This is a genomic window from Streptomyces sp. NPDC097981, from assembly GCF_040302565.1.
Classification (GTDB): Bacteria; Actinomycetota; Actinomycetes; order Streptomycetales; family Streptomycetaceae; genus Streptomyces.
Genome location: NZ_JBEORW010000003.1, coordinates 81566 through 105956 on the forward strand (window position 1 = coordinate 81566; position 24391 = coordinate 105956).

The 24391-nt window shown below is 72.2% G+C and carries 29 protein-coding genes; 17 read left to right on the forward strand and 12 right to left on the reverse strand.

Going from position 1 to position 24391, the window contains the following annotated elements:
- Positions 1-18: 18 nt before the first annotated feature.
- The gene (gene fdxA, locus ABTY04_RS03665; protein ID WP_114054017.1) at positions 19-345 is read left to right on the forward strand and encodes a ferredoxin; all 327 of its coding nucleotides are present in this window, start codon (positions 19-21) and stop codon (positions 343-345) included.
- Positions 346-476: 131 nt separating this feature from the next.
- Positions 477-1571, forward strand: a complete 1095-nt coding sequence (gene dapC / locus ABTY04_RS03670) for a succinyldiaminopimelate transaminase (protein WP_352211662.1) — start codon at positions 477-479, stop codon at positions 1569-1571.
- Between the two features lie 88 nt (positions 1572-1659).
- Here dapC and ABTY04_RS03675 read toward each other — a convergent pair whose 3' ends face one another.
- On the reverse strand, positions 1660-2052 hold the full coding sequence (locus ABTY04_RS03675) for an ATP-binding protein (protein ID WP_352211663.1): 393 nt from the start codon (positions 2050-2052) through the stop codon (positions 1660-1662).
- A gap of 282 nt (positions 2053-2334) precedes the next feature.
- On the reverse strand, positions 2335-3303 hold the full coding sequence (locus ABTY04_RS03680; protein ID WP_352211664.1) for a hypothetical protein: 969 nt from the start codon (positions 3301-3303) through the stop codon (positions 2335-2337).
- Between the two features lie 85 nt (positions 3304-3388).
- Here ABTY04_RS03680 and dapE point away from each other — a divergent pair, with 85 nt between their 5' ends.
- The gene (dapE, locus tag ABTY04_RS03685) at positions 3389-4468 is read left to right on the forward strand and encodes a succinyl-diaminopimelate desuccinylase (protein ID WP_352211665.1); all 1080 of its coding nucleotides are present in this window, start codon (positions 3389-3391) and stop codon (positions 4466-4468) included.
- Between the two features lie 64 nt (positions 4469-4532).
- The gene (locus ABTY04_RS03690) at positions 4533-5291 is read left to right on the forward strand and encodes an LOG family protein (protein ID WP_352211666.1); all 759 of its coding nucleotides are present in this window, start codon (positions 4533-4535) and stop codon (positions 5289-5291) included.
- A gap of 55 nt (positions 5292-5346) precedes the next feature.
- Here the strand turns inward: ABTY04_RS03690 and folP are convergent, their stop codons facing one another.
- Positions 5347-6207, reverse strand: a complete 861-nt coding sequence (folP, locus tag ABTY04_RS03695; RefSeq protein ID WP_352211667.1) for a dihydropteroate synthase — start codon at positions 6205-6207, stop codon at positions 5347-5349.
- 82 nt (positions 6208-6289) lie between these two features.
- On the opposite strand from folP, the gene ABTY04_RS03700 reads away from it, so the two are divergent.
- Together ABTY04_RS03700 and ABTY04_RS03705 are read left to right on the forward strand one after the other, a co-directional pair.
- Complete coding sequence (locus ABTY04_RS03700; protein WP_502996557.1) at positions 6290-6634, forward strand: DivIVA domain-containing protein; 345 nt, start codon at positions 6290-6292, stop codon at positions 6632-6634.
- Positions 6631-7206, forward strand: a complete 576-nt coding sequence (locus tag ABTY04_RS03705) for a DNA-3-methyladenine glycosylase I (protein WP_352211669.1) — start codon at positions 6631-6633, stop codon at positions 7204-7206. Before ABTY04_RS03700 ends, ABTY04_RS03705 begins: the two co-directional genes overlap by 4 nt.
- Before the next feature lie 46 nt (positions 7207-7252).
- Here ABTY04_RS03705 and chcB read toward each other — a convergent pair whose 3' ends face one another.
- Entirely contained in the window at positions 7253-8056 is an 804-nt protein-coding gene (gene chcB, locus ABTY04_RS03710; RefSeq protein ID WP_352211670.1) for a 2-cyclohexenylcarbonyl CoA isomerase, read from the reverse strand.
- 333 nt (positions 8057-8389) lie between these two features.
- Between chcB and ABTY04_RS03715 the strand changes: the two genes are divergently transcribed.
- On the forward strand, positions 8390-8557 hold the full coding sequence (locus ABTY04_RS03715) for a DUF3117 domain-containing protein (protein ID WP_003966491.1): 168 nt from the start codon (positions 8390-8392) through the stop codon (positions 8555-8557).
- Positions 8558-8670: 113 nt separating this feature from the next.
- Here the strand turns inward: ABTY04_RS03715 and ABTY04_RS03720 are convergent, their stop codons facing one another.
- Entirely contained in the window at positions 8671-9333 is a 663-nt protein-coding gene (locus ABTY04_RS03720) for an O-methyltransferase (RefSeq protein ID WP_352211671.1), read from the reverse strand.
- Between the two features lie 215 nt (positions 9334-9548).
- On the opposite strand from ABTY04_RS03720, the gene sigE reads away from it, so the two are divergent.
- The 5 genes from sigE (at position 9549) to ABTY04_RS03745 (ending at position 13904) form a co-directional block, all read left to right on the forward strand.
- Positions 9549-10328, forward strand: a complete 780-nt coding sequence (gene sigE, locus ABTY04_RS03725; RefSeq protein WP_352211672.1) for an RNA polymerase sigma factor SigE — start codon at positions 9549-9551, stop codon at positions 10326-10328.
- Positions 10325-10948 carry a zf-HC2 domain-containing protein gene (locus ABTY04_RS03730; protein WP_352211673.1) on the forward strand — a complete coding sequence of 208 codons (624 nt, stop codon included), beginning with the start codon at positions 10325-10327 and terminating at the stop codon, positions 10946-10948. The genes sigE and ABTY04_RS03730 overlap by 4 nt, the downstream gene beginning before the upstream one ends.
- A 178-nt stretch (positions 10949-11126) precedes the next feature.
- A complete protein-coding gene (locus tag ABTY04_RS03735) occupies positions 11127-12467 on the forward strand; it encodes a S1C family serine protease (protein ID WP_352211674.1) in 1341 nt (446 codons plus the stop codon).
- Between the two features lie 107 nt (positions 12468-12574).
- On the forward strand, positions 12575-13021 hold the full coding sequence (locus tag ABTY04_RS03740) for a sec-independent translocase (RefSeq protein WP_352211675.1): 447 nt from the start codon (positions 12575-12577) through the stop codon (positions 13019-13021).
- Between the two features lie 139 nt (positions 13022-13160).
- Complete coding sequence (locus tag ABTY04_RS03745) at positions 13161-13904, forward strand: hypothetical protein (RefSeq protein ID WP_352211676.1); 744 nt, start codon at positions 13161-13163, stop codon at positions 13902-13904.
- Between the two features lie 72 nt (positions 13905-13976).
- Here ABTY04_RS03745 and ABTY04_RS03750 read toward each other — a convergent pair whose 3' ends face one another.
- The 3 genes from ABTY04_RS03750 to ABTY04_RS03760 all read right to left on the reverse strand — a co-directional run bounded on the left by ABTY04_RS03750 (position 13977) and on the right by ABTY04_RS03760 (position 17142).
- Positions 13977-15137 (reverse strand): Mrp/NBP35 family ATP-binding protein, encoded by a 1161-nt coding sequence (locus tag ABTY04_RS03750; protein ID WP_352211677.1) that lies wholly within the window; start codon positions 15135-15137, stop codon positions 13977-13979.
- Positions 15138-15179: 42 nt separating this feature from the next.
- Complete coding sequence (locus ABTY04_RS03755) at positions 15180-15686, reverse strand: DUF1003 domain-containing protein (RefSeq protein WP_352211871.1); 507 nt, start codon at positions 15684-15686, stop codon at positions 15180-15182.
- Positions 15687-15870: 184 nt separating this feature from the next.
- The gene (locus tag ABTY04_RS03760; protein WP_352211678.1) at positions 15871-17142 is read right to left on the reverse strand and encodes a magnesium transporter MgtE N-terminal domain-containing protein; all 1272 of its coding nucleotides are present in this window, start codon (positions 17140-17142) and stop codon (positions 15871-15873) included.
- Positions 17143-17331: 189 nt separating this feature from the next.
- On the opposite strand from ABTY04_RS03760, the gene ABTY04_RS03765 reads away from it, so the two are divergent.
- Positions 17332-18120, forward strand: a complete 789-nt coding sequence (locus tag ABTY04_RS03765; protein ID WP_352211679.1) for a hypothetical protein — start codon at positions 17332-17334, stop codon at positions 18118-18120.
- A 14-nt stretch (positions 18121-18134) separates the two neighbouring features.
- Here the strand turns inward: ABTY04_RS03765 and ABTY04_RS03770 are convergent, their stop codons facing one another.
- On the reverse strand, positions 18135-18650 hold the full coding sequence (locus tag ABTY04_RS03770; RefSeq protein WP_352211680.1) for a hypothetical protein: 516 nt from the start codon (positions 18648-18650) through the stop codon (positions 18135-18137).
- Between the two features lie 42 nt (positions 18651-18692).
- Positions 18693-19808 (reverse strand): magnesium and cobalt transport protein CorA, encoded by a 1116-nt coding sequence (locus ABTY04_RS03775; protein ID WP_352211681.1) that lies wholly within the window; start codon positions 19806-19808, stop codon positions 18693-18695.
- A 390-nt stretch (positions 19809-20198) separates the two neighbouring features.
- Here ABTY04_RS03775 and ABTY04_RS03780 point away from each other — a divergent pair, with 390 nt between their 5' ends.
- From ABTY04_RS03780 to ABTY04_RS03795, 4 genes are all read left to right on the forward strand, one after another.
- Positions 20199-20783: a suppressor of fused domain protein gene (locus tag ABTY04_RS03780; protein WP_352211682.1), complete on the forward strand. Its 585-nt coding sequence runs from the start codon at positions 20199-20201 to the stop codon at positions 20781-20783.
- 61 nt (positions 20784-20844) lie between these two features.
- A complete protein-coding gene (locus tag ABTY04_RS03785) occupies positions 20845-21486 on the forward strand; it encodes a DUF6758 family protein (protein ID WP_352211683.1) in 642 nt (213 codons plus the stop codon).
- A 105-nt stretch (positions 21487-21591) separates the two neighbouring features.
- A complete protein-coding gene (locus ABTY04_RS03790; protein WP_352211684.1) occupies positions 21592-22458 on the forward strand; it encodes a PHP domain-containing protein in 867 nt (288 codons plus the stop codon).
- Positions 22459-22519: 61 nt separating this feature from the next.
- Positions 22520-23125, forward strand: a complete 606-nt coding sequence (locus ABTY04_RS03795; protein ID WP_352211685.1) for a MarC family protein — start codon at positions 22520-22522, stop codon at positions 23123-23125.
- A gap of 79 nt (positions 23126-23204) precedes the next feature.
- On the opposite strand, the gene ABTY04_RS03800 is transcribed toward ABTY04_RS03795, so the two are convergent.
- Together ABTY04_RS03800 and ABTY04_RS03805 are read right to left on the reverse strand one after the other, a co-directional pair.
- On the reverse strand, positions 23205-23357 hold the full coding sequence (locus tag ABTY04_RS03800) for a DUF8834 family protein (protein ID WP_166663124.1): 153 nt from the start codon (positions 23355-23357) through the stop codon (positions 23205-23207).
- Positions 23358-23453: 96 nt separating this feature from the next.
- Positions 23454-24311, reverse strand: a complete 858-nt coding sequence (locus ABTY04_RS03805; RefSeq protein ID WP_352211686.1) for an alpha/beta fold hydrolase — start codon at positions 24309-24311, stop codon at positions 23454-23456.
- Positions 24312-24391: the final 80 nt, after the last annotated feature.

Sequence of the window (24391 nt, forward strand, 5' to 3'; positions counted from 1 at the left end):
CCGAGGAGGAACGAGAGCGTGACCTACGTCATCGCGGAGCCTTGTGTCGACGTCAAGGACAAGGCATGCATCGAAGAGTGCCCCGTCGACTGCATCTACGAGGGCCAGCGGTCCTTGTACATCCACCCGGACGAGTGCGTCGACTGTGGTGCGTGTGAGCCGGTCTGCCCGGTCGAGGCCATCTTCTACGAGGACGACACTCCGGAAGAGTGGAAGGAGTATTACAAGGCGAACGTCGAGTTCTTCGACGAGCTCGGTTCGCCCGGTGGTGCTTCCAAGCTGGGCCTGATCGAGCGCGATCACCCCTTCATCGCCGCGCTCCCGCCCATGGGCGAGGGCCACTGACGGCCACCGCCACACACGGCGGAGCGTGTGACCCGGTCCCGTACGGCCCCCGTGCCGCGCGGGACCGAGTCATTTGCCCGCACCACCGGTACGTCCAGCACGTCCAGCACCAGCAGAGAGCAGAGACCACCGTGGCCGCAGTATCCGCACGTCTTCCCGCCTTCCCCTGGGACAAGCTGGAGCCGTACAAGAAGACGGCGGCGGCCCACCCCGACGGCATCGTCGACCTGTCGGTCGGCACGCCCGTGGACCCGGTCCCGCAGCTGATCCAGAACGCCCTCGTCGCGGCCGCCGACTCCCCGGGCTACCCCACGGTGTGGGGCACCGTCGCGCTGCGCGACGCGATCACCGGCTGGCTGAAGGGCCGTCTGGGCGCGAGTGCCGCCGGACACCGCAACGTCCTGCCGGTCGTCGGGTCGAAGGAGCTGGTGGCCTGGCTGCCGACCCAGCTGGGCCTGGGTGCCGGGGACAAGGTCGCCTACCCCCGGCTCGCCTACCCGACGTACGAGGTCGGCGCACGGCTGTGCGGGGCCGAGCCGGTGGTCTACGACGACCCCACGGACCTCGACCCGGCAGGCGTGAAGCTGCTGTGGCTCAACTCCCCGTCCAACCCCACCGGAAAGGTCATCCCGAAGGAAGACCTGATCCGGATCGTTGCCTGGGCGCGCGAGCACGGGATCCTGCTGTTCAGCGACGAGTGCTACCTGGAGCTCGGCTGGGAGGCCGAGCCCGTCTCCGTCCTGCACGACGACGTCTGCGGCGGCTCGTACGAGGGCATCGTCGCCGTCCACTCCCTGTCCAAGCGGTCCAACCTGGCGGGCTACCGGGCCGCGTTCATCGCCGGTGACGCCGACGTCCTCGGCGAGCTGCTGGAGATCCGCAAGCACGGCGGCATGATGACCCCGGCGCCGGTCCAGGCGGCCACGGTCGCCGCTCTCGGCGACGACGCGCACGTCGAGGAGCAGCGCGGGCGCTACGCCGCGCGGCGCGAGGCGCTGCGGGCGGCCCTGGAGGCGCACGGGTTCCGGGTCGAGCACAGCGAGGCCAGCCTGTACCTGTGGGTGACCCGGGACGAGCGCTGCTGGGACACGGTCGCCCACCTCGCGGAGCTGGGCATCCTGGTCGCACCGGGCGACTTCTACGGCGAGGCGGGCGCGCGGTTCGTCCGGGTGGCCTTCACGGCCACGGACGAGCGCGTCGAAGCGGCGGTCAAGCGCCTCGCCTGATCGGGTCCCCGCACCCCGTACCCCGCAGACGGCCCGAGGGGCCGGGAGTTCGCGCTCCCGGCCCCTCGGTGTTCCTGCTTCCGGCGGGTCAGCCGCCCAGGGGGAGGCCGCCCAGCGGCAGCCCCTGGGCGGGAACCGCGCCGGTCAGGTTGCCGGTCGGCACCGCGCCGCCCGGCAGACCCTTGGCCGGCAGCCCGCCGATCAGGGCGCCCGCGGTGTCGGCGACCTCGGCGGGGGCGCCGGGAACGGCCTTGGCGGCGGTGCCCGCGGCGGTCTCCGTCACGGTGGTGGCAGCGGCCTCACCAGTGCCGACGGCGGAACCCGCGGCGTCCGGGCTGGTGAGGGCGCCCAGCTGGCCCAGCTGTGAAACAGGCTCCAGGCCCGCGGCGCTGGCCGCGCCGGCCGCACCGACCACGGGAGCTGCCCCGGCTGCGAGCAGCAGCGCGGTACGGGCGATCCGGCGGGTCAGGGGGAGGGACATGATGCTCCTAAGCGGTAGCGGCTGAGTACGCCGTGTACAACCGCTCGGGGGGCGGGTGGAGTTGCGGAGAGACCGGGTAAAGGATCGGTAACGCATCGTTTAATCGGCTTCCGCGACAAGCCCATTGAATGCGCGCCGACCAGGGCCTTCGTCCTCGGGGAGGCGGCCCGGGCCGCCCGCAGGTCACCCCCGGACGGGGGACGCCTCGTACAGGCGGCCACCCCGCACGGACGGCGTGTCGGCGGACGGCCGCCCCGCCCCGCCCCGCGCGTGGACGCAGGGTCAGCGGGCCACGAAGATCCGTACCTCGCCCGGCTGCGCGCCGTGGGGATCGACGGCGCCGGACTTCGCGTCCCGGCCGCCCTTCTGCTGCCACTTGCCCTTGGCCTCGCCGGCGATCCAGCCCGCCGGGCCGTACGAGACCCGGGCGATGCCCATCCCGCGGGAGTTGGCCACCGCCCAGCCCGCCATCGCCTTGCTGCCGCGCGCCGCGGGCGCGCCCCCGTCCCGCTTCTCCACGAAGGCCACTTCGGCCTCCTTGACCTGCTTGCCCGCCGGACCCGCGGCCTGAGCCGGGCCCGGCCTCGCCGGAGCGGCCGCGTGCAGCTTGTCCTTGGCGAAGATCCGGGTGAGCTCCGTGCGCACCTTCTCCGAGTCGCCCGGCGCGGTGGGCGCGGGCCCGCCGCACGTCAGCTCGCCGTCACCGGCGAAGGCCGCCGTCACGACGGTCGCGTCCGGCTCGTGCTTCGCGTACGCCTGGGGGAAGCCGCTGAGCTGCACCTGCTGCGCGGCCTCCGTCAGCGGGAGCCGCGAGTACCCCTTGATCGCGACCAGGCGGTCGTAGAAGATCCCGGCCGAGTACACCGGGTCCTTGATCTGCTGCGGGGTGCCCCAGCCCTGCGAGGGCCGCTGCTGGAACAGGCCGAGCGAATCCCGGTCGCCGTGGTCGAGGTTGCGCAGCGCCGACTCCTGCATCGCGGTCGCCAGCGCGATGGTCACGGCTCGGTCCGGCAGGCCCTTGGCCACGCCGACCGCGGCTATCGTCGCCGCGTTGGCCGCCTGCTCCGGGGTCATGTCGACCCCGCCCGAGCCCGGGCGCGCATTGGCCGTGCAGTGCGGGGCGCCGCCACCGCCGTTCGTCGAGTCGTACTGCACGGCGAAGTAGCCGATCAGCGCGAGCAGCACGAATGCACCGGCGACTTTGAGCAGCGGCCGGCGGCGGCGAGGGCGGGGGTGATCGCTCTGGGACACGCGCCCACCGTACTTGAGCCATGCGGCGCGTCCACCGGCCGGACGTGGGAGCTTCGTCGCAGCCCGGGGCGTTAGGGTCGGAGCCATGTCCGAATCCGAGCTGGACCTCACCCTCGACGCAGCCGAGCTGACCGCCCGGCTCGTCGACATCCCGTCCGTGAGCGGCGACGAAAAGGTCCTCGCCGACCTGGTGGAACACGCCCTGCGCGCTCTCCCGCACCTCACGGTCGACCGGTACGGCAACAACGTCGTGGCCCGTACGAACCTCGGCAGGGCCGAGCGCGTCGTGCTCGCCGGCCACCTCGACACCGTGCCGATCGCCGACAACGTCCCGTCCCGCCTGGACGAGAACGACGTCCTGTGGGGCTGCGGAACGACCGACATGAAATCCGGCGTCGCCGTACAGCTGCGCATCGCCGCGACCGTGCCCGAGCCCAACCGCGACCTCACGTTCGTCTTCTACGACCAGGAGGAGGTCGCCGCCGACCTCAACGGCCTGGGCAAGGTTGCCGAGGCCCACCCCGACTGGCTGACCGGCGACTTCGCCGTCCTGCTGGAGCCGTCGAACGCCGAGGTCGAGGGCGGCTGCCAGGGCACCCTGCGCGTCCTGCTCCGCACCTCCGGCGAACGCGCCCACTCCGCGCGCAGCTGGATGGGATCCAACGCCATCCACGCGGCGAGCCCGATTCTCGCCAAACTCGCGGCGTACGAGCCCCGCAAGCCCGTCATCGACGGCCTGGAGTACCACGAGGGCCTCAACGCGGTCCGCATCGAGGGCGGTGTCGCCAACAACGTCATCCCCGACGCGTGCACGGTGACGGTGAACTTCCGCTTCGCTCCGGACCGCAGCATGGACGACGCGATCGCCCACGTCCGGGAGGTCTTCGCGGACTGCGGCGTCGAGGAGTTCGTCATCGACGACTTCTCGGGCGGCGCCCTCCCCGGCCTCTCCCACCCCGCGGCGGCGGCCTTCATGGAGGCGGTCGGCGGGCGCGCCATGCCGAAGTTCGGCTGGACGGACGTGTCCCGCTTCAGCGCCCTCGGCGTTCCGGCGGTGAACTACGGCCCGGGCGACGCCCTGCTGGCCCACAAGGTGGACGAGCGGGTGGAGACGAAGGCGATCCTCCACTGCGAGGAACGACTCCGCGCCTGGCTGACCTCCTGAATTCCGCTTCTCGTCACCTTTGTGCGCCTACCCTGATCCAACGATCAGCAGGAGGGAGCACATCATGGGCAACCCCGAAGGCACCGCTCGTCGTCGGCCCGAGGAGCAGCAGCTCGGGCCGGTGCTGCGCAGGCGGAGCCAGGTGCAGGCGGGCAGTACGACGGACCAGCGGCTGCTGGATTCGGCCGGGCCTTCCGAGTGGGTGCACACCGATCCCTGGCGGGTCCTGCGCATCCAGTCGGAGTTCATCGAGGGCTTCGGCACGCTGGCGGAGCTGCCGCCGGCGATCAGCGTGTTCGGCTCCGCCCGTACGCCCGTCGGCTCCCCGGAGTACGAGGCCGGCGTGAGGATCGGCAGCGCACTCGTCGAGGCGGGCTTCGCGGTGATCACGGGCGGCGGCCCGGGCGCGATGGAGGCGGCCAACAAGGGCGCCCGGGAGGCCAACGGGATCTCCGTGGGCCTGGGCATCGAGCTGCCCTTCGAGCAGGGGCTCAACCAGCACGTGGATCTCGGGCTGAACTTCCGGTACTTCTTCGTCCGCAAGACGATGTTCGTGAAGTACAGCCAGGGCTTCGTGGTCCTGCCGGGCGGACTCGGCACGCTGGACGAGCTGTTCGAGGCCCTGACCCTGGTCCAGACCCAGAAGATCACCCGGTTCCCGATCGTGCTGTTCGGATCGGAGTACTGGTCCGGCCTGGTCGAGTGGCTGAAGAACACGGTGATCGCGCAGGGCAAGGCCTCGGAGCGCGACCTCTACCTCTTCCACGTCACGGACGACGTCGACGAGGCGATCGCCCTGGTGACCAAGGAAGTCGGCAAGTAGCAGCCGCTGCGCGGGCCCCCGGCGGACGACCGCCGGGGGCCCGCGCACGTACCGGTCAGGCCAGTCCGCGGCGGGCGACGGCCGGTGGGCGGTGGCCCTGGATGGAGCGGACCATCTCCAGGATCTGCCGGGTCTCCGCGACCTCGTGGACGCGGTAGACCTGGGCGCCCAGCCAGGCCGAGACGGCCGTCGTGGCCAGGGTGCCCAACAGGCGCTCCTTGACCGGCTTGTCAAGGGTCTCGCCGACGAAGTCCTTGTTGGACAGGGAGACCAGCACCGGCCAGCCGGTGTCGGTCATCTCCCCGAGGCGGCGGGTGGCCTCCAGCGAGTGGCGGGTGTTCTTCCCGAAGTCGTGGCCCGGGTCGATCATGATCGCGTCCCGGCGGACCCCCAGCGCGGCCGCGCGCTCGGCCAGCCCCACCGTGACCCGCAGGATGTCCGCCATCACGTCGTCGTACGACGTCCGGTGCGGCCGGGTGCGGGGCTCGACCCCGCCCGCGTGGGTGCAGACCAGGCCGGCGCCGTGCCGTGCCGCGACCTCCGCCAGCTTCGGGTCGACGCCGCCCCAGGCGTCGTTGAGCAGGTCGGCCCCGGCCTCGCAGACCGCCTCGCCGACCTCGTGCCGCCAGGTGTCGACGCTGATCACCACGTCCGGGTGGCGGCGCCGTACCTCGGCCACGAAGCCGACCGTGCGCCGGGCCTCCTCGACCGCGTCCACGTGCTCGCCCGGGCCCGCCTTGACCCCGCCGATGTCGATGATCGCGGCGCCCTCGGCGACCGCCTGCTCGACCCTGTCCAGCGCGGGCTCGTCGCGGAACGTCGCGCCCTGGTCGTAGAAGGAGTCCGGAGTCCGGTTCACGATGGCCATGATCACCGGCTCGTGGGTGTCGAACTCGCGCCTGCCCAGTCGCAGCATCCCGTTCTTTCCTCCTCCGGCGGCCCTTGCGCCTCGCTGCGACCTTAACCTGGTGGCCGGTGGCCCGATGTCTCTCAGGGAGTTGCTCGTGTTCTGGTTCTTGCTGATCGCGCTGGTCGTGGTCGTCGCGGCGGTCACCCTGGCCGTGGTGGGCGGTGGTTCCGAGGCCGTGCTGCCGGAGGCGGAGCCGGACCGGGTGGCGGACGCGCTGCCGGAGAGCCGCCCGGTCGTGCAGGCCGACATCGACGCGCTGCGGCTGCCGGTCGCGCCGCGCGGCTACCGGATGGCCGAGGTGGACGACGTACTGGAGCGGCTCGGGGCGGAGCTCGCCGAGCGGGACGCGCGGATCGTGGAGCTGACGGCCGCGGCGGCGCAGCCCCGCGTGCAGGCGTCGGGCACGGTCGATCTCCACAAGGAGGGGCAGTGACGGCCGTCGAGGGTCCGGACGGCGGCCTGCGCTGCCCCTGGGCGCTGGCCACCGAGGACTACATCGCGTACCACGACACGGAGTGGGGCCGCGCGGTGCACGGGGACGACGCCCTGTACGAGCGGCTGTGTCTGGAGGCCTTCCAGTCGGGGCTGTCCTGGCTGACGATCCTGCGGCGGCGGGAGGGCTTCCGCAAGGCGTTCTCGGGGTTCGTGATCGCCGAGGTCGCGGCGTTCGGGCCGGCCGACCGGGAGCGGCTGCTCGCCGACGAGGGGATCATCCGCAACCGGGCCAAGATCGAGGCCACGCTCGCCAACGCGAAGGTCCTGGCGGGATGGGAGCCGGGTGAACTGGAGGCCCTGATCTGGTCGCACGCCCCGGAGCCCGGCCGCCCGGCCCCCGCGACGATCTCCGACGTCCCGGCGGTGACGCCCGAGTCCACGGCCCTGTCCAAGGCACTGAAGAAGGCCGGTATCCGCTTCGTCGGCCCCACGACCGCCTACGCCCTGATGCAGGCCTGCGGGCTGGTCAACGACCACTTGGCCGCCTGCGTCGCCCGTACCCCCGCCTGAGCGGCGGCGGGTGCGGGGACGGGCGGCCGCGGCGACGGCGCCGGGCTCAGCGGCCCAGGTACTTCGGCGGCTGCTTGGCGAGGAAGGCCTCGACGGCGATGGAGTGGTCCTCGGAGGCGCCCGCGCGGGCCTGCAGGGTCTCCTCGTGGGACAGGGCCTCCACCAGAGAGTGGGAGGCCCCGTACGCCAGGGACTCCTTCAGGGCCGCGTAGGCCACCGTCGGGCCGGCTGCCAGGGTGCGGGCCACCGCCTCGGCCTCCGCGTGCAGGGAGTCCGAGGGGACCAGGCGGTTCACGATGCCGAGCTCGTACGCCTCTTGGGCCTTCACCGAGCGGGGGAAGAGCAGCAGGTCGGCGGCCCGGGAGGCGCCGATCAGGCGGGGCAGGGTCCAGGAGACGCCCGAGTCGGCGGTGAGCGCCACCCCCGCGAAGGAGGTGTTGAAGGACGCCGTGTCGGCGACGACCCGGAAGTCCGCCGCCAGCGCGAAGCCGAAGCCCGCTCCGGCCGCGACGCCGTTGACGCCCGCCACCACCGGCTTGGGCATCTCGGTCAGGGCGCGCACGATCGGGTTGTAGTGGTCCGCGACCGTGCTCATGGTCAGCGAGGAACCGGTCTCGCGGTCCGCCGCCAGGTTCCCGATGTGCTCCTTGAGGTCCTGGCCGACGCAGAACGCCCGGTTGCCGGCCGCGGTCAGCAGCACCGCCCGGACGGCCGTGTCCGCGGCCGCCGCCTGGAGCGCGTCGCGGAGCGCGACCTTGGCCTCGGTGTTCATCGCGTTCATGGCGTCGGGGCGGTTGATGGTGATTTTGGCGAGTCCGTCGGTCACTTCGTAGAGCACGCTGTCGGCCATGGCAGGCGGTTCCCCTTCGTCGCGGGCTTGGCTACCGGCCGGTACCGGCCGGTGCAAGGGCCAGCATGGCGGACCGGACCGCTCCGGGGCATGTGATGTGCGTCAAAGAAAGCGGAGGGCGGACGCAGGGTGCGGCGGCGAAGTATCGCAGGCACGTCCCCGAAATGAGTGGTTTTGGCCGAGCGCGTTGCGCAAGCGTTCCCTGCCGATGTTGGTCATCGGGTCCTGACATGCGGGATAATGGCCAGGAAGCAATGTGTTCGATGCCGGGTTCCAGGCGCCTGAATGGGGCCGTCGGCTGACGATGAGCTGGTTTCAGGAAGGGGAACGAGCATGGCGGCCATGAAGCCGCGGACGGGCGACGGCCCGCTCGAGGTCACCAAGGAGGGGCGGGGCATCGTCATGCGCGTACCGCTCGAGGGCGGCGGTCGGCTCGTCGTCGAGCTGACTCCGGACGAGGCGGACGCCCTGGGTGACGCCCTGAAGAAGGTCGTCGGCTAACCAGTCGGCAGCACCGCACCACTGCATTCTCTGCACTGCCCCGGCCGCTTCCCGCGGCCGGGGCAGTGTTGTTTCAGTAGCCCGGCGCTTTTGGGACCCGGCGTTTCCGCGGCTCAGCGCCGGACCGCGCACAGCAGGCCGTCGCCCACCGGGAGCAGGGCGGCCTCCAGTGCCGGGCTCTCCCGTACGCTGCGCAGCAGCTCCCGTACGCGCAGCACCTCGGTCTGCTGGGCCGCCGAGTCGACGGTGCGGCCGTCCGAGAAGACCCCCTCGAAGCACACCAGCCCCCCGGGGCGCAGCAGGCGCAACGATTCGGCGAGGTAGTCGAGGGACTCGGTCGGGTCCCCGTCGCAGAAGACGAGGTCGTAGCCGCCGTCCGCGAGCCGCGGGAGTACGTCGAGTGCGCGGCCGGGGATGAACCGGGCGCGGTTGCCCGCGAAGCCGGCGGCGCGGAAGGCCTGGCGGGCGAAGGCCTGACGGTCGGCCTCGGGATCCACGGTGGTCAGGACCCCGTCGGGGCGCATGCCGTGGAGGAGGTGGATGCCGGAGACGCCGGTGCCGGTGCCGATCTCGGCGACGGCCTTGGCGTCCGCGGTGGCGGCGAGCAGGCGCAGCGCGGCCCCGGTGCCCGGGGAGACGGAGCGCAGGCCCGCTTCCCTGGCCCGGTCGCGGGCCCACCGCAGAGCGTCGTCCTCGGCGACAAACGCGTCGGCGAACGCCCAGCTCGTCTGCCGGTTGCCGGTAATGACCCTCTCCTGTCCCCATAGTTGGCGCAACGGTGACTGTATCCGCTGACGTCGGGAACCCGCAGATGGGACCGGGCGTTGAAGAAGACAGCGGCGGAAAGACCAGCGAGGCAAAAGGGGCGCAGGGGCGGGGTGCAGCCGGGATGGATGGGGACGGCACCGGGCAGATCGACGGCCCGGCGAGGCACAGGCACGTGCAAAGTTAATGCAAAAACGCTTATCCGGAGCTGACGGGAGGGGTGGCTATGGTAGGGACTCCACTGGACACCACCAGAGCCGATAGGGGAGGTGCGGCTGCGCCTGTGGATCGTGGGGGCGTATTCAGACGCCTCTTCTGGTCGGCGGGTGAGCCGAAATCCGTGACCAACATTGCTGACCGCTTCCACACCGCTGGCACCGCAACCACCGCGACCTTTGCCGCCGATGCGGGCACCCAGGCGTGGACCCCTCCTTCATGGGAGGAGATCGTCAGCACGCACAGTGCGCGGGTCTACCGCCTCGCCTACCGCCTGACGGGCAACCAGCACGATGCCGAGGACCTGACGCAGGAGGTCTTCGTCCGCGTCTTCCGCTCGCTGTCCACGTACACGCCGGGCACGTTCGAGGGCTGGCTGCACCGGATCACCACCAACCTGTTCCTCGACATGGTCCGCCGCAAGCAGCGGATCCGGTTCGACGCGCTCGCCGACGACGCCGCCGAGCGGCTGCCGAGCCGTGAGCCGTCCCCCCAGCAGGTCCTGCACGACACCCACTTCGACGCGGACGTGCAGCAGGCGCTGGACACCCTCGCGCCCGAGTTCCGCGCGGCCGTGGTGCTGTGTGACATCGAGGGCCTGTCGTACGAGGAGATCGCGGCCACGCTGGGCGTGAAGCTGGGCACGGTGCGCAGCCGTATCCACCGGGGCCGTTCGCACCTGCGCAAGGCGCTCAAGCACCGGTCTCCCGAGGCGCGTGCCGAGCAGCGTGCGCTGGCCGGAGCGGCGGTGGGCGCGCCGGGCGCCGGGGGAGAGGGCGGAGCCGAGTGAGCGGAGTCGGTCCGTCCCCCGCCGAGCAGCACCTGGGCGACCGTCTGGCCGCCCTGGTCGACGGGGAGCTGAGTCATGACGCGCGCGAGCGGGTCCTGGCGCATCTGGCCACGTGTGCCAGGTGCAAGGCCGAGGCCGATGCGCAGCGCCGCGTGAAGAGCATGTTCGTGGAGAGTGCGCCGCCGCCGCTGTCGGCCGGGCTGCTGGCCCGGTTGCAGGGGCTGCCGGGCGACGGTCCGGACGGGCCCGGCCCGGGTGGGCCGCCGGGTCCGCCCGGGGCGGCGGAGCTCTTCGGGTACGTGGCTCCGGCCGCACCGCAGCAGGGTTTCCGCATCCACGAGGTGGGGCGTCCGCGCCGCCGCTTCGCGTTCGTGGCGGCCGGGGCGGTCTCACTGGCCGCGATCGCGTTGGGCGGCTCGCTGCCGGTCGACTCCCTCGATCCGAACGTACGGGGCGAGGCCCCGGCGTCGCGGCCCGGCCCCGCGGTGTCCGCGGCCGATGCGGTGGTCCGCGACAGGGCGCCCAGTCCCGGGTCCGTCGCCGGTCCGCGGCCAACGGGCCCGCTGTCGCCGACCCCGTCCCTGTCCCCGTCCCCCCGCCCCGTCTCCCTGACCCGCTGACGCCGCCGGCCCGCCGACGCGGACCTGCCGACGCGGACCTGCCGACGCACCGGCCCCGGGCAGGGCCTGTGCAGAGCCGGTGCAGGCCCGGGGGCGGAGCCCCCGGCGGGCAGGAGACCTGGTTGAATCGGCGGCAGATGCGCCGCCCGGCGGTGCCACAGGTACTCCGGGAGCGCCCATGGCCGACCAGCACCAGTCCGACACGCCTCCGTCGTGGTGGAGCCGCCCCGCCGCCCCGGCGGCGCAGGCCGGTCCGGACTCCGGGCCGGCGGCCGGCCCGGAAGCCGAACCGGGGGCCGGTACCGGTCCCGCGGCCGGGACCGCACCGCAGGCGCCGGAGGCGGGGCCGCGGTACGACCCCTGGGCCGAACGGCCCCTCCACGTCACCGACCAGGGCAGGACACCGGCCGTCCGCGGCATCCGGCTGCGCCACGCCGTGGCCCTCGCCCTCGGGACCGCCCTCCTCGCCGGCGGCGTCGGCGGCTGGCTCGGCGTGCTCGCCGAGCGGCAGGCGAGCACCCGCCTCGAACTCCCGCAGGCCGCCGTCGAGAGCAAGGGCCGCGCCCCCGAGAGCGTGGCCGGGATCGCCGCCACCGCACTGCCCGGCGTCGTGACCCTGCACGTCCGCGGCAGCGGCAGCAGCGGCACCGGCACCGGGTTCGTCCTGGACCCGCAGGGCCACATCCTCACCAACAACCACGTCGTCGCCGACGCCAAGGACATAACCGTCACCTTCAGCACCGGCGAGAGCGTCACCGCCGAGCTGGTCGGCCGGGACAGCGGGTACGACCTGGCCGTGGTCAAGGTCGAAGGCGTACGGGGCCTCCAGCCGCTCTCCCTCGGGAACTCCGAGAACGTGAAGGTCGGAGACCCGGTCGTGGCCATCGGAGCGCCCTTCGACCTCTCCAACACCGTCACCGCCGGCATCATCAGCGCCACCGGCCGGCCCATCACCGCCGGCGGCGACAAGGGCGACGGCAGCGACATCAGCTACGTCGACGCCCTCCAGACCGACGCCCCCATCAACCCCGGCAACTCCGGCGGCCCGCTCCTCGACGCCAAGGCCCGCGTGATCGGCATCAACAGCGCCATCCGGGGGGCCGACGCCGGCGGTGACGGCGACGAGCGCGCGAAGCAGAGCGGCAGCATCGGGCTCGGCTTCGCCATCCCGGTCAACCAGGGCAAGCGCGTCGCCGAGGAACTCATCCGCACCGGCCACGCCACCCACCCCGTCATCGGCGTCACCCTCGACATGGAGTACACCGGCGACGGGGCCCGCGTGTCCGCCAAGGGCGAGGGCGGCAAGCCGGCCGTCACCCCCGACGGCCCCGGGGCCCGGGCCGGGATCCAGGGCGGCGACGTGATCACCAAGGTGGACGGACAGCGCGTGCACGGCGGCGACGAGCTCGTCATCAAGATCCGGTCCCACCGGCCGGGCGATCCGCTCACCCTGACCGTGCAGCGCGACGGCCGGGAGCACACCCTGCAACTGGTCCTCGGTTCGGCGAACGGATCATGACGGGCGCGAGAATCCGGGGCTGATGCGGGCACCGATGTATGGGCTCGCCGAGAACGCCCGGTACCGTGTGTCGTGGCCCGAAGTGAAGAGAGCCGAGGAGCGGCAAGGTGTTCAACGACATAGGCGCACTCGAACTGGTCACGATCGTGGTGCTCGCCATCCTCATCTTCGGCCCGGACAAGCTCCCCAAGGTGATCCAGGACGTCACCGGGGTCATCCGGAAGATCCGTGCGTTCTCCGACAGTGCGAAGCAGGACATCCGGTCCGAACTCGGTCCCGAGTTCAAGGACTTCGAGTTCGAGGACCTGAACCCGAAGACGTTCATCCGCAAGCAGCTGACCGAGAACGAGGACCTGCGGGAGATCCGCAGCACCTTCGATCTCCGCAAGGAGCTGAACGACGTCACCGACGCCGTCAACAGCAAGGAGACGGCCTCCGCCCCGGCCGTCGCCGGCTCCTCTGCCGCGACCGCCGCGGCCGGCCCCGACCTGTTGAAGAAGCCCGCCGCTCCGGCCGCCGAACAGCGCACGCCTTTCGACGCCGACGCCACCTGAGTTCGAGCCTTCCCCGGCGATCGGGGGTCCGGTGGCTATCCTCCATGAGTCCGGACCCAGGACGCCCCAGGGTGGGGGTCCCCCCGACGAGATGTGGGGGAGGGCCGTTCCGGACCCCACGGAACGAGAGGCCGCATCGATGGAGACCACGAGCAGTAGCCGGGTAGGGGTGCAGCCCGCCGAGGCGCCCGCTCCCGCTGCCGCACCAGGCGCACCAGCCGAACCCGCCGCTGCACCCCCGCAGCCGGCCCCCGCGCAGCCCCAGGAGGCCGCCGCGCCCGTCCCGGCGGCCCGCCGGACGGCCGAGGGGTACCTGCGGGCCGATTTCCCCTGGTACGGGCTGGACGGGGCCTTCACCGGTCCCCGCTGGCTCATGCAGGTGGGCACCGGCGCAGACGGCACCGTCGAGCACGGGTCCACCGGCCACGGTGGCGAGCCCTCTGCCCGCGGAGAGCTCGCCACCGGAGAGAAGGAGCGCTTCGCGGTGGTCGTCACCATCGCGAGCAACCCGCTGCGCCGCAGCAGCGACGGCACCGGCGTCCTGGAGGCCACCTCGGTCTCCTCGGCGGCCTGGCTGGCCGGCTCCGGGCTGCTGGCGTACAGCTGGCCCGGCCAGATGGACCACAGCCTCCGCAACGACTGGCTCGACCAGCAGACCGAGGCCGCCTGGGAGCTCGCCGACGACCTCGACGGCGAGGGCTGGTCGACGCTCTCGCTCCCGGTCGACGGGGAGCCGACGACCTTCCACTACCGCGAGTCCGAGTTCGGCTGGGTGCTCGCCGGCTCCACCCGGGGCGGCGTGTACCTGGGCGCGTACGGACGCGGCATGAGCGCGTACGGGCTCGGCTTCTCGGTGATCGGCGACATCGCCTCGTACGAGTAGCAGTACGGGAAAGGGCACCGCCGGCCGGCGGTGCCCTTCACGCTGCGCGGGCCCGGTCCGGGCCCACACGATCTAGAACTTGTTGCGCGGGGTGATGCCCAGCGACATGCCGGCCAGGCCGCGCGCGCGGCCGCCCAGCTTGCCCGCGATGGAGCGCAGCGCCGCACCGGCCGGGGAGTCAGGGTCCGACAGGACGACCGGCTTGCCCTCGTCGCCGCCCTCGCGCAGCCGGACGTCGATCGGGATCGAGCCCAGGACCGGGACGGTCGCGCCGACCGTCTTGGTGAGGCCGTCGGCGACCTTCTGGCCACCGCCCGAGCCGAACACGTCGACCATCTCGTCGCAGTGCGGGCACGGCAGCCCGGACATGTTCTCGACCACACCGACGATCTTCTGGTGCGTCTGCACGGCGATCGAGCCGGCTCGCTCCGCGACCTCGGCCGCGGCCTGCTGCGGGGTGGTCACGACCAGGATCTCCGCGTTCGGCACCAGCTGGGCCACGGAGATCGCGATGTCGCCCGTACCCGGCGGCAGGTCCAGCAGCAGCACGTCCAGGTCGCCCCAGAACACGTCCGCCAGGAACTGCTGGAGCGCCCGGTGGAGCATCGGACCGCGCCACACCACCGGCGCGTTGCCCGGGGTGAACATGCCGATGGAGATCACCTTCACGCCGTGCGCCGACGGCGGCATGATCATGTTCTCGACCTGGGTCGGGCGGCCGTCCACACCCAGCATGCGCGGCACGCTGTGACCGTAGATGTCCGCGTCGACCACGCCGACCTTCAGGCCGTCCGCGGCCATCGCCGCGGCCAGGTTCACCGTCACCGACGACTTGCCGACGCCGCCCTTGCCGGACGCGACCGCGTACACGCGGGTCAGCGAGCCCGGCTTGGCGAACGGGACCTCGCGCTCGGCGGTGCCGCCGCGCAGCGTGGCCGCCAGCTCCTTGCGCTGCTCGTCGCTCATCACCTCAAGCGTGACGGCGACCGAGGTGACGCCCGCGACCCGCTCCACGGCCTCGGTGACGTTCTTGGTGATCGTTTCGCGCATGGGGCAGCCCGACACCGTGAGGTAGACCGTGACCGCGACCTCGCCGCCGTCGCCGATCTCCACCGATTTGACCATGCCGAGCTCGGTGATCGGCCGGTGGATCTCGGGGTCGTTCACCGTCGCCAGTGCGTCGAGGATCGCGTCCTGCTCAGGCACGGCGGCGGAGCTTGTGTCGGTAGCCATGCCCCGATGGTACGGCTCGGTAGCCTGCCTCAGGAAAGGCCGCTAGCGGTCGCCTTCGTCACTCTCCAGCGGGAATAGGCGCCGTTCGTCCATCTCCTTGATCAGGTCCTGGAACTCCGACCGGATCCAGTCGCGGGTCGCGACCTCGCCCAGGCCCATCCGCAGCGCCGCGATCTCCCGGGTCAGGTACTCGGTGTCGGCGATGGAGCGCTCGTTCTGCTTGCGGTCCTGCTCCAGGTTGACCCGGTCGCGGTCGTCCTGCCGGTTCTGCGCGAGCAGGATCAGCGGGGCGGCGTACGAGGCCTGCAGCGACAGCATCAGCGTCAGGAAGATGAACGGGTACTCGTCGAACCGCAGGTGGTCGGGCGCGAAGATGTTCCACAGCACCCACACGATGATGACCAGCGTCATCCAGACGATGAACCGGCCCGTGCCGAGGAACCGCGCCACCCGCTCCGACAGCCGCCCGAAGGCCTCCGGGTCGTACTCGGGCAGCAGCGACCGGCGCGGCGCGCGCGGCTGGTCGAGCCGGACCCGCGAACGCGTCAGCGCACTCGCCCCGGTCGACTGTCCGGCCTTGGTGCGCTCGGCCCGCTCCGCCGCCCGCTCCGCGCGCTCGGCCCGCTCGTTGGCCTCCGCGAGCCCGTGCTCGCGCGCCTGGAGCCGCGCGTGCTCGCGCCGCTCCCGGATCTGCTCCCGGCGCCGCTCGCGCCCGTGCTCGCCGCGTCCCCGCTCAGTGCCCACGCACGGCCTCCTCGGAAGGGAAGTCCGTCTCCCGCCAGTCGTCCGGCAGCAGGTGGTCCAGTACGTCGTCCACGGTCACCGCGCCCAGCAGCGAACCGCTCTCGTCGACCACCGGCACCGCGACCATGTTGTACGCGGCCAGGTAGCTGGTCACCACCGGCAGCGAGGCGTCCGGCCGCAGCGGCGGCAGGCCCGCGTCCACGATCGAGCTGACCAGTGTGAACGGGGGGTCCCGCAGCAGCCGCTGGAAGTGCACCGTGCCCAGGTACTTGCCCGTGGGCGTCTCGTCCGGCGGCCGGCACACGTACACCTGGGCGGCCAGCGCCGGCGACAGGTCCGCCTGCCGTACGCGGGCCAGCGCGTCCGCGACGGTCGCGTCCGGCCGCAGCACGATCGGCTCCGTGGTCATCAGACCGCCCGCGGTGTTCTCCTCGTACGACAGCAGACGGCGCACGTCGGCCGCGTCGTCCGGCTGCATCAGCGTCAGCAGCCGCTCCTTGTCGTCCTCCGGCAGCTCCGAGAGCAGGTCGGCCGCGTCGTCCGGGTCCATCGCCTCCAGGACGTCGGCGGCGCGCTCCTCCTTCAGCTTGCCGAGGATCTCCACCTGCTCGTCCTCGGGCAGCTCCTCCATGACGTCCGCGAGCCGGTCGTCGTCGAGGGCGCTGGCCACCTCGGCGCGCCGCTTCGGAGTCAGGTGGTGCAGGACGTTCGCCACGTCGGCCGGGCGCATCTGCTCGAAGGTCGCGACCAGGTTCTCGGCGCCCTGCCCGTGCTCCTCCAGCGAGAAGCCGGTGACCGCCGACCACTCCACGGTCAGGGTCTCGCCGCGCCGCCGCAGCGCCCCGCCCTTGCCCTTCCGCACGAAGATCTTGTCGATCTCCCAGTCCCGGCGGGCCGGCAGCTGCTGGATGGCCACGTCGAGGACGGTGACCTCCTCGCCGCCCGCGACCAGCTTCACCCGCCGGTCCAGCAGCTCGCCGAGGACCAGCCGCTCGGTGGGCCGCTGCTCGAAGCGCCGCATGTTGACGACGCCAGTGGTGATGACCTGGCCGGACTCCACGCCCGTCACCCGGGTCATCGGCAGGAAGATCCGGCGCCGGCTGACCACCTCGACCACCAGGCCCAGCAGCCGCGGCGGACGGCCGCCGACGCGCAGCATCGCGACGAGGTCGCGGACGCGGCCGACCTGGTCGCCGTTGGGGTCGAAGACGGGCACACCCGACAGATGCGAGACGAAAATCCGCGGGGCGCCACCAGCCATGCGAGCGCCTCCTAGAGCGTCGATCCTCAGTCCTGCCGCCCCTCAGGCTAGCCCGTGCCGTCGGAGAGCGTCCTGGTGGGGCCGTCCGCCCGTGGGCGCCGGGGGAGACGCCGACCACCCGCCCGGCACGTGAGGTACGGGCGGGTACGCTGCCTGCTGCTCGAAGACGCACGACGAGAGGCACCTGCCGTGACCGCCTACCTCCCCGCCGCTCGGCTGCGCCGGGCGGCCTTCGCCGGTGTCCTGCTCGCGGGCCTGGCCGTCACCGGTACGGGCTGCGGGGCGGACCCGGACAAGGGCACCAACGGGGTCGGCAAGCTCTCCGCCGACCAGATCGAGAACAAGGCGAAGGCCGCGGCCGGCGCCGCCGACTCCGTGCACCTGTCCGGCACGCTCGTCAGCGGCGGCAAGTCCTTCACGCTCGACATGCGCCTCAAGAAGGACGGCGGCTCCGGCGAGGTGAAGTCGAAGGAGGACACCTTCCAGGTGCTGCGGGTGGGCGAGCAGCTCTACCTCAAGGCGAGCGCGGCCTTCTGGGGGAAGTCCGACTCGGCCGGCAAGCTCGGCGACAAGTACGTGAAGGTGCCCGACAGCGACCCCACGTACAAGCAGTTCCGCGGGTTCACCGACATGCACGTGCTGCTCGACGGGCTGCTCGGGCTCGACGGCAAGCTGACCAAGGGCGAGTACACCAAGGTCGGGCCGGCCCGCGCGGTCCCGGTCACCGCGGACAAGGGCAAGGGCGGCAAGCTGTCGGTCTCCCTGGAGGGCACCCCGTACCCGCTGCGCCTGGAGCGGGCCGGCGGCGCCGGCCGGGTCGACCTCGCGGAGTGGGGCAAGGCCTTCCCGCTGGAGGCGCCGGCGCAGGACCAGACCGTCGACTACGGGTCGCAGATGCCGACGACCAAGGACCAGGGCGGGGAGCCGGCCCCGAGCCCGGGGAAGGGCTCCGGACAGGGCTCGAACCCGACGAAGTAGCCGCCGTCCGCGGTCTAGCCCCGCGCCGCTTTCTTCCGCTTGAGCAGGAGCTTCGGCAGGCCGGCCGGGACCGGGCGCCGGGTGACCGCCGGCGAGCCCAGCGGGGGCGCGGCCAGCGATCCGCCCGGCAGGTCGGTGCTCGCGGTCACCGGTTCCAGCCGCAGCAGCCGGCACTCGCGCGCCCACCGCTCGGTCATCTCCTCCGAGTCGGGCGCGTTCAGCCGCTTCCCCTTCAGCTCGGCGACCGCGGCCTGCCACTCCTCACTGCGGGGCGCGAGCTCCCGTACGGTCGCCGTCCAGGCCACCAGCCGGCCGCCCTTGTCCTTGCTGCGCACGGTGACCTCGGCGGCCCCGCCGTCCGCGAGCCCCGGGAACGGCTGCTCTCCGGGCCCGTCGCCCAGCACGTGGGCCGCGCCGTCCACCCAGGCGTGCCACAGGGCCCGGTCGGCCCCGGAGCCGCGGACCCAGATCAGGCCGGACTTCTTGGTGGCCTCCTCGACGAGGGCCAGGTCGAGCGTGCTGAGAGTCATGCGCAACAGAGTAGGGGGTGCCCGCGCAGACGCCCGGGGGGCCTACAGCCAGCCGTGGCGGCGCAGCGCGCGGTGGATGGTGAAGCAGGATCCGGCGATCGCGGCCATCACCATCGGATAGCCGTAGCGCCAGTGGAGCTCCGGCATGTACTCGAAGTTCATCCCGTAGACCCCGCAGATCATCGTCGGGACGGCGATGATCGCCGCCCAGGAGGTGATCTTGCGCATGTCCTCGTTCTGGGCGACCGTCGCCTGCGCGAGGTTGGCCTGGAGGATCGAGTTCAGCAGCTCGTCGAAGCCGATGACCTGCTCGTGCACCCGTGCCAGGTGGTCGGCGACGTCGCGGAAGTACTTCTGGATGTCCGGGTCCACCAGCCGCATCGGGCGCTCGCTCAGCAGCTCCATCGGCCGCAGCAGCGGGGAGACGGCCCGCTTGAATTCCAGCACCTCGCGCTTGAGCTGGTAGATGCGGCCCGCGTCGCCGCCCCGTGCGGTGCCCTTGGCGGGCGCGGCGAAGACCGCGTTCTCCACCTCGTCGATGTCGTCCTGGACGGCCGCGGCGACCGCGATGTACCCGTCGACGACGTGGTCGGCGATGGAGTGCAGGACGGCCGAGGGGCCCTTGGCGAGCAGCTCGGGGTCATCCTGGAGGCGGTGGCGCAGCGAGCGCAGGGAGCCCTGGCCGCCGTGCCGGACCGTGATGACGAAGTCCGGGCCGGTGAAGCACATCACCTCGCCCGTCTCCACCACCTCGCTGGTGGCGGTCAGTTCGGCGTGCTCCACGTAGTGGATCGTCTTGAAGACGGTGAAGAGCGTGTCGTCGTAGCGCTCCAGCTTCGGCCGCTGGTGCGCGTGCACCGCGTCCTCCACGGCGAGCGGGTGCAGGCCGAAGGTGGCGGCGATCCCCGCGAACTCGGCCCCGGTCGGCTCGTGCAGGCCGATCCAGGCGAACCCGCCGCCTTCGCGCACGCGGGCCATCGCCTCACGCGGCGTCAGGCACGCCGATCCAAGGGCGCGTCGGCCGTCGCGGTACACGGCGCAGTCGACGACCGCGCTGCTCGCGGACGGGTCGCGGGTGGTGTCGTAGCCGGGCTGGGACGGGGTGGACCTGCGCAGGGCCGGACGTACGGCGGCACGCAGGTAGGGCAGCATCGACATGGCAGGCTCCTTCGCGCGCACGGCTGCGGACCGTACGGGTGGGAGGTCCCTTCCGGAGGGCACGGCCACCGCAGGCGGGCAGGCCCGGGCGGACGGAAGGAACAGGACGGCGGGAGGACAAAGTTCTGCCGTCGCTCTTCGACTGATCAGATGATCAAACGGGCGGCAACGCGCCCGTGCAGGAAGTGGAAGAGCGGTTGGTACTGCACGATCGACTTCGATCCATTGCAGCCCCACCTCCTCCGGCCGGTCCCCCGTGGAGGACGTCCTGTCGCCGGATGCCCGCAACAACTCTTCTGAGTGCGGCCCCGACCAGCGGTCAACATTATCAGCCGACGGATGGTCAAGACCCGCCCTTTACCCGCCTGATACGAGTTCTATGCTCGCTTCATGGCAGAAATTCTGGCTCTCGTCGAAGCCCGGCTGCGCAGCGCACTCGGCGAACCCGACGCCCGCGCCGCCGTCACGTTCCTCGGCACCGACCGCATCGAGGTGCTCCGCTTCGCCGAGGGCGACCTCGTGCGGTACGCGACCCTCGGCATGTCCGCCCATCCGATGACCGATCCGACCGCCGTGGTCGCCGACCCGCTGCGCGGGCCGCGCGCCGAGCTCGTGCTGACCGTACGGGCGGGTCTGGCGCCCACCGACAAGCTGCTGCGGCCGCTCGCGGTGCTGGGCGCCTCGCCGCAGGTGGAAGGACTGGTCGTGGCCCCCGGCGCCTCGCTCGACGTGGGCGGTCCGCTGTGGGACGGGGCGCCGTTCACCTCCGTGCTCGTCGCGGAGCCGGGCGGGCTGGTGGAGGACCTGGAACTCGACGAGCCGATGGACCCGGTGCACTTCCTCCCGCTCCTGCCGATGACGGCGAACGAGGCCGCCTGGAAGCGGGTGCACGGCGCGGCGGCGCTCCAGGAACGCTGGCTGTCGCACGGTACGGATCTGCGGGACCCTCTTCGTACCGCCGTGCCGCTGGACTGAGACATCCGGACGGGTGATCGTGTCTTGACGGGGCGCCGGGCGGGGAGGAGCGTGGCTTCTTATGAGGGGCGAACCAACTTGCCCGAAGTGCGGTGGCCGGGTCAGGGCGCCCGGGCTCTTCTCCGACTCGTGGCAGTGTGCGGTGCATGGCACGGTGCACCCCCTGCAGCCCGTCATCCCGCCGAGCGTCGAGGGCCTGGGAGTGGTGGTGAACCGGGCCCAGGTACCGGTGTGGATGCCGTGGCCGCTGCCGGTGGGGTGGCTGTTCACCGGGGTGGCGGCGGCCGGTGACGACCGCAGCGGGGGCCGGGCGACGGCGGTGGCCTGCACGGGCCCCGGACCGCTCGGCGGGATGGGGGAGCTGCTGCTGGTCGCCGAGGAGTTGGGGGTCGGCCTCGGCGCGCGGTACGCCGGGATCGACGGTCCCGACCCCGGCACGTACATAGACGTCTCGACGCCTCCGCACGCCAAGGTCGTCGCGGCGGGCCGTCCGACACCGCTGTGGCACGTGAAGGGAGCCCCGGACGACCGGGCCGTGTTCGCCGGCGAGGCGCGCGGGCTGTGGCTGTGGGCCGTCGTCTGGCCGGAGCAGTCGGGCCTGCTGATGTACGACGAACTGGTGCTGACGGATCTGCGGGACGCCGGTGCCGAGGTCGAACTCCTCCCGTGCGGCGCCCTGAGCCCCCGCGTCCTGGGCCCCTAGGCCCGCCGCCGGAGGCCGGACGGCAGGTGGCGTGGCGCCCGTGCGGCGGGCGGGCGGTATCCTGGGGTGTCCCCCCGTACCCGCGAGACCCCTGGAGCCCCGGCCGTGCGCATCGATCTGCACGCCCACTCCACGGCCTCCGACGGGACCGACAGCCCAGCCGAGCTGGTCCGCAATGCGGCCGCCGCCGGGCTGGACGTGGTCGCACTGACCGACCACGACACCGTCGGGGGATACGCCGAAGCCCTCGCCGCGCTGCCGCACGGGCTCACCCTCGTCACCGGCATGGAGCTGTCCTGCCGGCTCGACGGCATCGGGATGCACCTGCTCGCGTACCTCTTCGACCCCGAGGAGCCCGACCTCGCCCGCGAGCGGGAGCTCGTCCGCGACGACCGCACCCCCCGCGCCCACGCCATGATCGGCAAGCTGCGGGAGCTCGGCGTCGACGTCACCTGGGAGCACGTGGCCAAGATCGCCGGCGTCGGCTCCGTCGGGCGGCCGCACATCGCCACCGCGCTCGTCGAGCTGGGGGTCGTGCCCACCGTGTCCGACGCGTTCACGCCGGACTGGCTCGCGGACGGCGGCCGTGCGTACGCGGAGAAGCACGAGCTCGACCCCTTCGATGCCATCCGCTTGGTCAAGGCGGCCGGCGGGGTCACCGTCTTCGCCCACCCCGCCGCCGTCAAGCGCGGCCGGTGCGTACCCGAGTCGGCGATAGCCGAGCTCGCGTCCGCAGGCCTGGACGGGCTCGAGGTGGACCACATGGACCACGACACCGACACGCGCGGGCGGCTGCGCGCCCTGGCCGGCGAGCTCGGACTCCTGACGACCGGGTCCAGCGACTACCACGGCAGCCGCAAGACCTGCCGGCTCGGGGAGTACACGACCGACCCCGAGATCTACGGCGAGATCACGCGCCGCGCGACGGGGGCCTTCCCCGTTCCGGGCGCCGGCGGAGCGACCGGCGCGTAACGGCGCCTGCCCGCCCTTTCTTCTTCCTTCGTGACACCCCTCTCTCCTGCAAGGCATCACTGTGTTTGACTTCGCCGTCTTCGGATCCCTATTTCTCACGCTTTTTGTGATTATGGACCCCCCGGGGATCACGCCGATCTTCCTCGCCCTGACCTCGGGCCGGCCCGCCAAGGTGCAGCGCCGCATGGCCTGGCAGGCCGTCTGCGTGGCCTTCGGCGTCATCGCCGTCTTCGGCATCTGCGGCCAGCAGATCCTGGACTACCTGCACGTCTCCGTCCCCGCGCTGATGATCGCGGGCGGTCTGCTGCTCCTGCTCATCGCGCTCGACCTGCTCACCGGCAAGAACGACGAGCCCAAGCAGACCAAGGACGTGAACGTCGCCCTCGTGCCGCTCGGCATGCCGCTGCTCGCGGGTCCCGGTGCGATCGTGTCGGTCATCCTCGCCGTGCAGAAGGCGGACGGGGTCACCGGCCAGGTCTCGGTCTGGGCCGCGATCATCGCCATGCACATCGTGCTGTGGATCACCATGCGCTACTCGCTGGTGATCATCCGGGTCATCAAGGACGGCGGCGTCGTCCTCGTGACGCGCCTCGCCGGCATGATGCTCTCCGCGATCGCCGTCCAGCAGATCATCAACGGCGTGCTCCAGGTCGTGCACGGCGCCTGACCGGCCCCGCGCGTACGCGAACGCCCCCGCACCGGATCGGTGCGGGGGCGTTTCGGTTGGTGCGTATCGGTGCGGAGTGTCAGGAGGACGCACTCTCGGCCGGTCGGATCAGAATGCGCTGGCCCACGGCGGCCGCCTGCTGCACGATCCGGTTGACGGAGGCCGCGTCCACGACGGTGCTGTCCACGGCGGATCCGTCGACATCGTCCAGGCGCAGAATCTCGAAGCGCACGGGGCTTCTCCCTTCGTCAGTGTTCTCCTTGCACTGTTCCAACGAAGTGTAAGAGGCAAACATTCCCTACGCTAAGGAAATTTTTTCACTCGCTAACTAACCGCGCGGGCAGGCGTCCCAGAACGCGGCCAGTGCACCCGCCGTGACCTGCGGATTCTCCGCATTGGGGGAGTGCTCGGTACCCGGCACCACCACCCGCTCGGCACCCAGCCGATGTGTCATGTCGTCCATCAGCGGGATCGGCCAGGCGTAGTCGACCTCGCCGGACAGCACCAGCTTCGGCAGGTCCACACGGCTCAGCCCATCCACCCGGTCCGGCTCGGAGACCAGGATCCGGCCCGTGGCGATCAGCTGCTCGGGCACCGTGGCCAGCCACCGGTCGCGCAGGAACTCCGCGAGCTCCGGGGAGTCGGGCACCGCGTCCTCGGGGTCGAAGGAACGCATCGCCGTCCATACGCCCGGCATGTCCTCGCGCATCGCCTCCAGCGCGGCGACCAGCAGCTTCGTACGCTCCTGCTGCTCCTCGGCGATCGCGGCGGGCCCGCTGCTCATCAGGGTGAGGGAGGCGAAGGGCGTCGCGTCGCGCAGTACGGCGGCCCGCGCGATCAGCCCGCCCAGGGAGTGGCCGACCAGGTGGACCGGTCCCCCGTCCAGTGCGGCCGTCTGGGCGAGGACGTCCAGCGCGAGCTCCTCCCGCGCGTACGCCGACTCCTCGCGCGGGCCGGGGCTCTCGTGCTGGCCGCGTCCGTCGACCGCGACCACCCGGTACCCGGCGGCGGCCAGCGGCTCCAGGAGGCCGATGAAGTCCTCCTTGCTGCCCGTGAAACCGGGGACCAGCAGGGCGGTGCCGCGGACCGGCTCGCCGGCCTCGTGCACGGCGAAGTCGCCGCGGGCGGTGGACAGGAGGTGTGCGCGGGCACCGGACGGCAGCGTGAGGCGGGGCGGCTTGCTCATGGCCAGAGGTTACCGGTCCGTAGGGGACTGTCCAGCCCGGGTACGCCGGTGGCCCCGGCCCCCTCGGAAGGGGACCGGGG

What these genes read in the sequence shown, in the direction of transcription:
- ABTY04_RS03675 (WP_352211663.1), bottom strand. Translation starts at nt 2,052, where the DNA reads ATGTCCCTCCCCCTGACCCGCCGGATCGCCCGTACCGCGCTGCTGCTC.
- dapE (WP_352211665.1), top strand. Translation starts at nt 3,389, where the DNA reads ATGTCCGAATCCGAGCTGGACCTCACCCTCGACGCAGCCGAGCTGACC.
- ABTY04_RS03690 (WP_352211666.1), top strand. Translation starts at nt 4,533, where the DNA reads ATGGGCAACCCCGAAGGCACCGCTCGTCGTCGGCCCGAGGAGCAGCAG.
- folP (WP_352211667.1), bottom strand. Translation starts at nt 6,207, where the DNA reads ATGCTGCGACTGGGCAGGCGCGAGTTCGACACCCACGAGCCGGTGATC.
- chcB (WP_352211670.1), bottom strand. Translation starts at nt 8,056, where the DNA reads ATGGCCGACAGCGTGCTCTACGAAGTGACCGACGGACTCGCCAAAATC.
- ABTY04_RS03715 (WP_003966491.1), top strand. Translation starts at nt 8,390, where the DNA reads ATGGCGGCCATGAAGCCGCGGACGGGCGACGGCCCGCTCGAGGTCACC.
- sigE (WP_352211672.1), top strand. Translation starts at nt 9,549, where the DNA reads ATGGTAGGGACTCCACTGGACACCACCAGAGCCGATAGGGGAGGTGCG.
- ABTY04_RS03735 (WP_352211674.1), top strand. Translation starts at nt 11,127, where the DNA reads ATGGCCGACCAGCACCAGTCCGACACGCCTCCGTCGTGGTGGAGCCGC.
- ABTY04_RS03745 (WP_352211676.1), top strand. Translation starts at nt 13,161, where the DNA reads ATGGAGACCACGAGCAGTAGCCGGGTAGGGGTGCAGCCCGCCGAGGCG.
- ABTY04_RS03750 (WP_352211677.1), bottom strand. Translation starts at nt 15,137, where the DNA reads ATGGCTACCGACACAAGCTCCGCCGCCGTGCCTGAGCAGGACGCGATC.
- ABTY04_RS03760 (WP_352211678.1), bottom strand. Translation starts at nt 17,142, where the DNA reads ATGGCTGGTGGCGCCCCGCGGATTTTCGTCTCGCATCTGTCGGGTGTG.
- ABTY04_RS03770 (WP_352211680.1), bottom strand. Translation starts at nt 18,650, where the DNA reads ATGACTCTCAGCACGCTCGACCTGGCCCTCGTCGAGGAGGCCACCAAG.
- ABTY04_RS03775 (WP_352211681.1), bottom strand. Translation starts at nt 19,808, where the DNA reads ATGTCGATGCTGCCCTACCTGCGTGCCGCCGTACGTCCGGCCCTGCGC.
- ABTY04_RS03780 (WP_352211682.1), top strand. Translation starts at nt 20,199, where the DNA reads ATGGCAGAAATTCTGGCTCTCGTCGAAGCCCGGCTGCGCAGCGCACTC.
- ABTY04_RS03785 (WP_352211683.1), top strand. Translation starts at nt 20,845, where the DNA reads ATGAGGGGCGAACCAACTTGCCCGAAGTGCGGTGGCCGGGTCAGGGCG.
- ABTY04_RS03805 (WP_352211686.1), bottom strand. Translation starts at nt 24,311, where the DNA reads ATGAGCAAGCCGCCCCGCCTCACGCTGCCGTCCGGTGCCCGCGCACAC.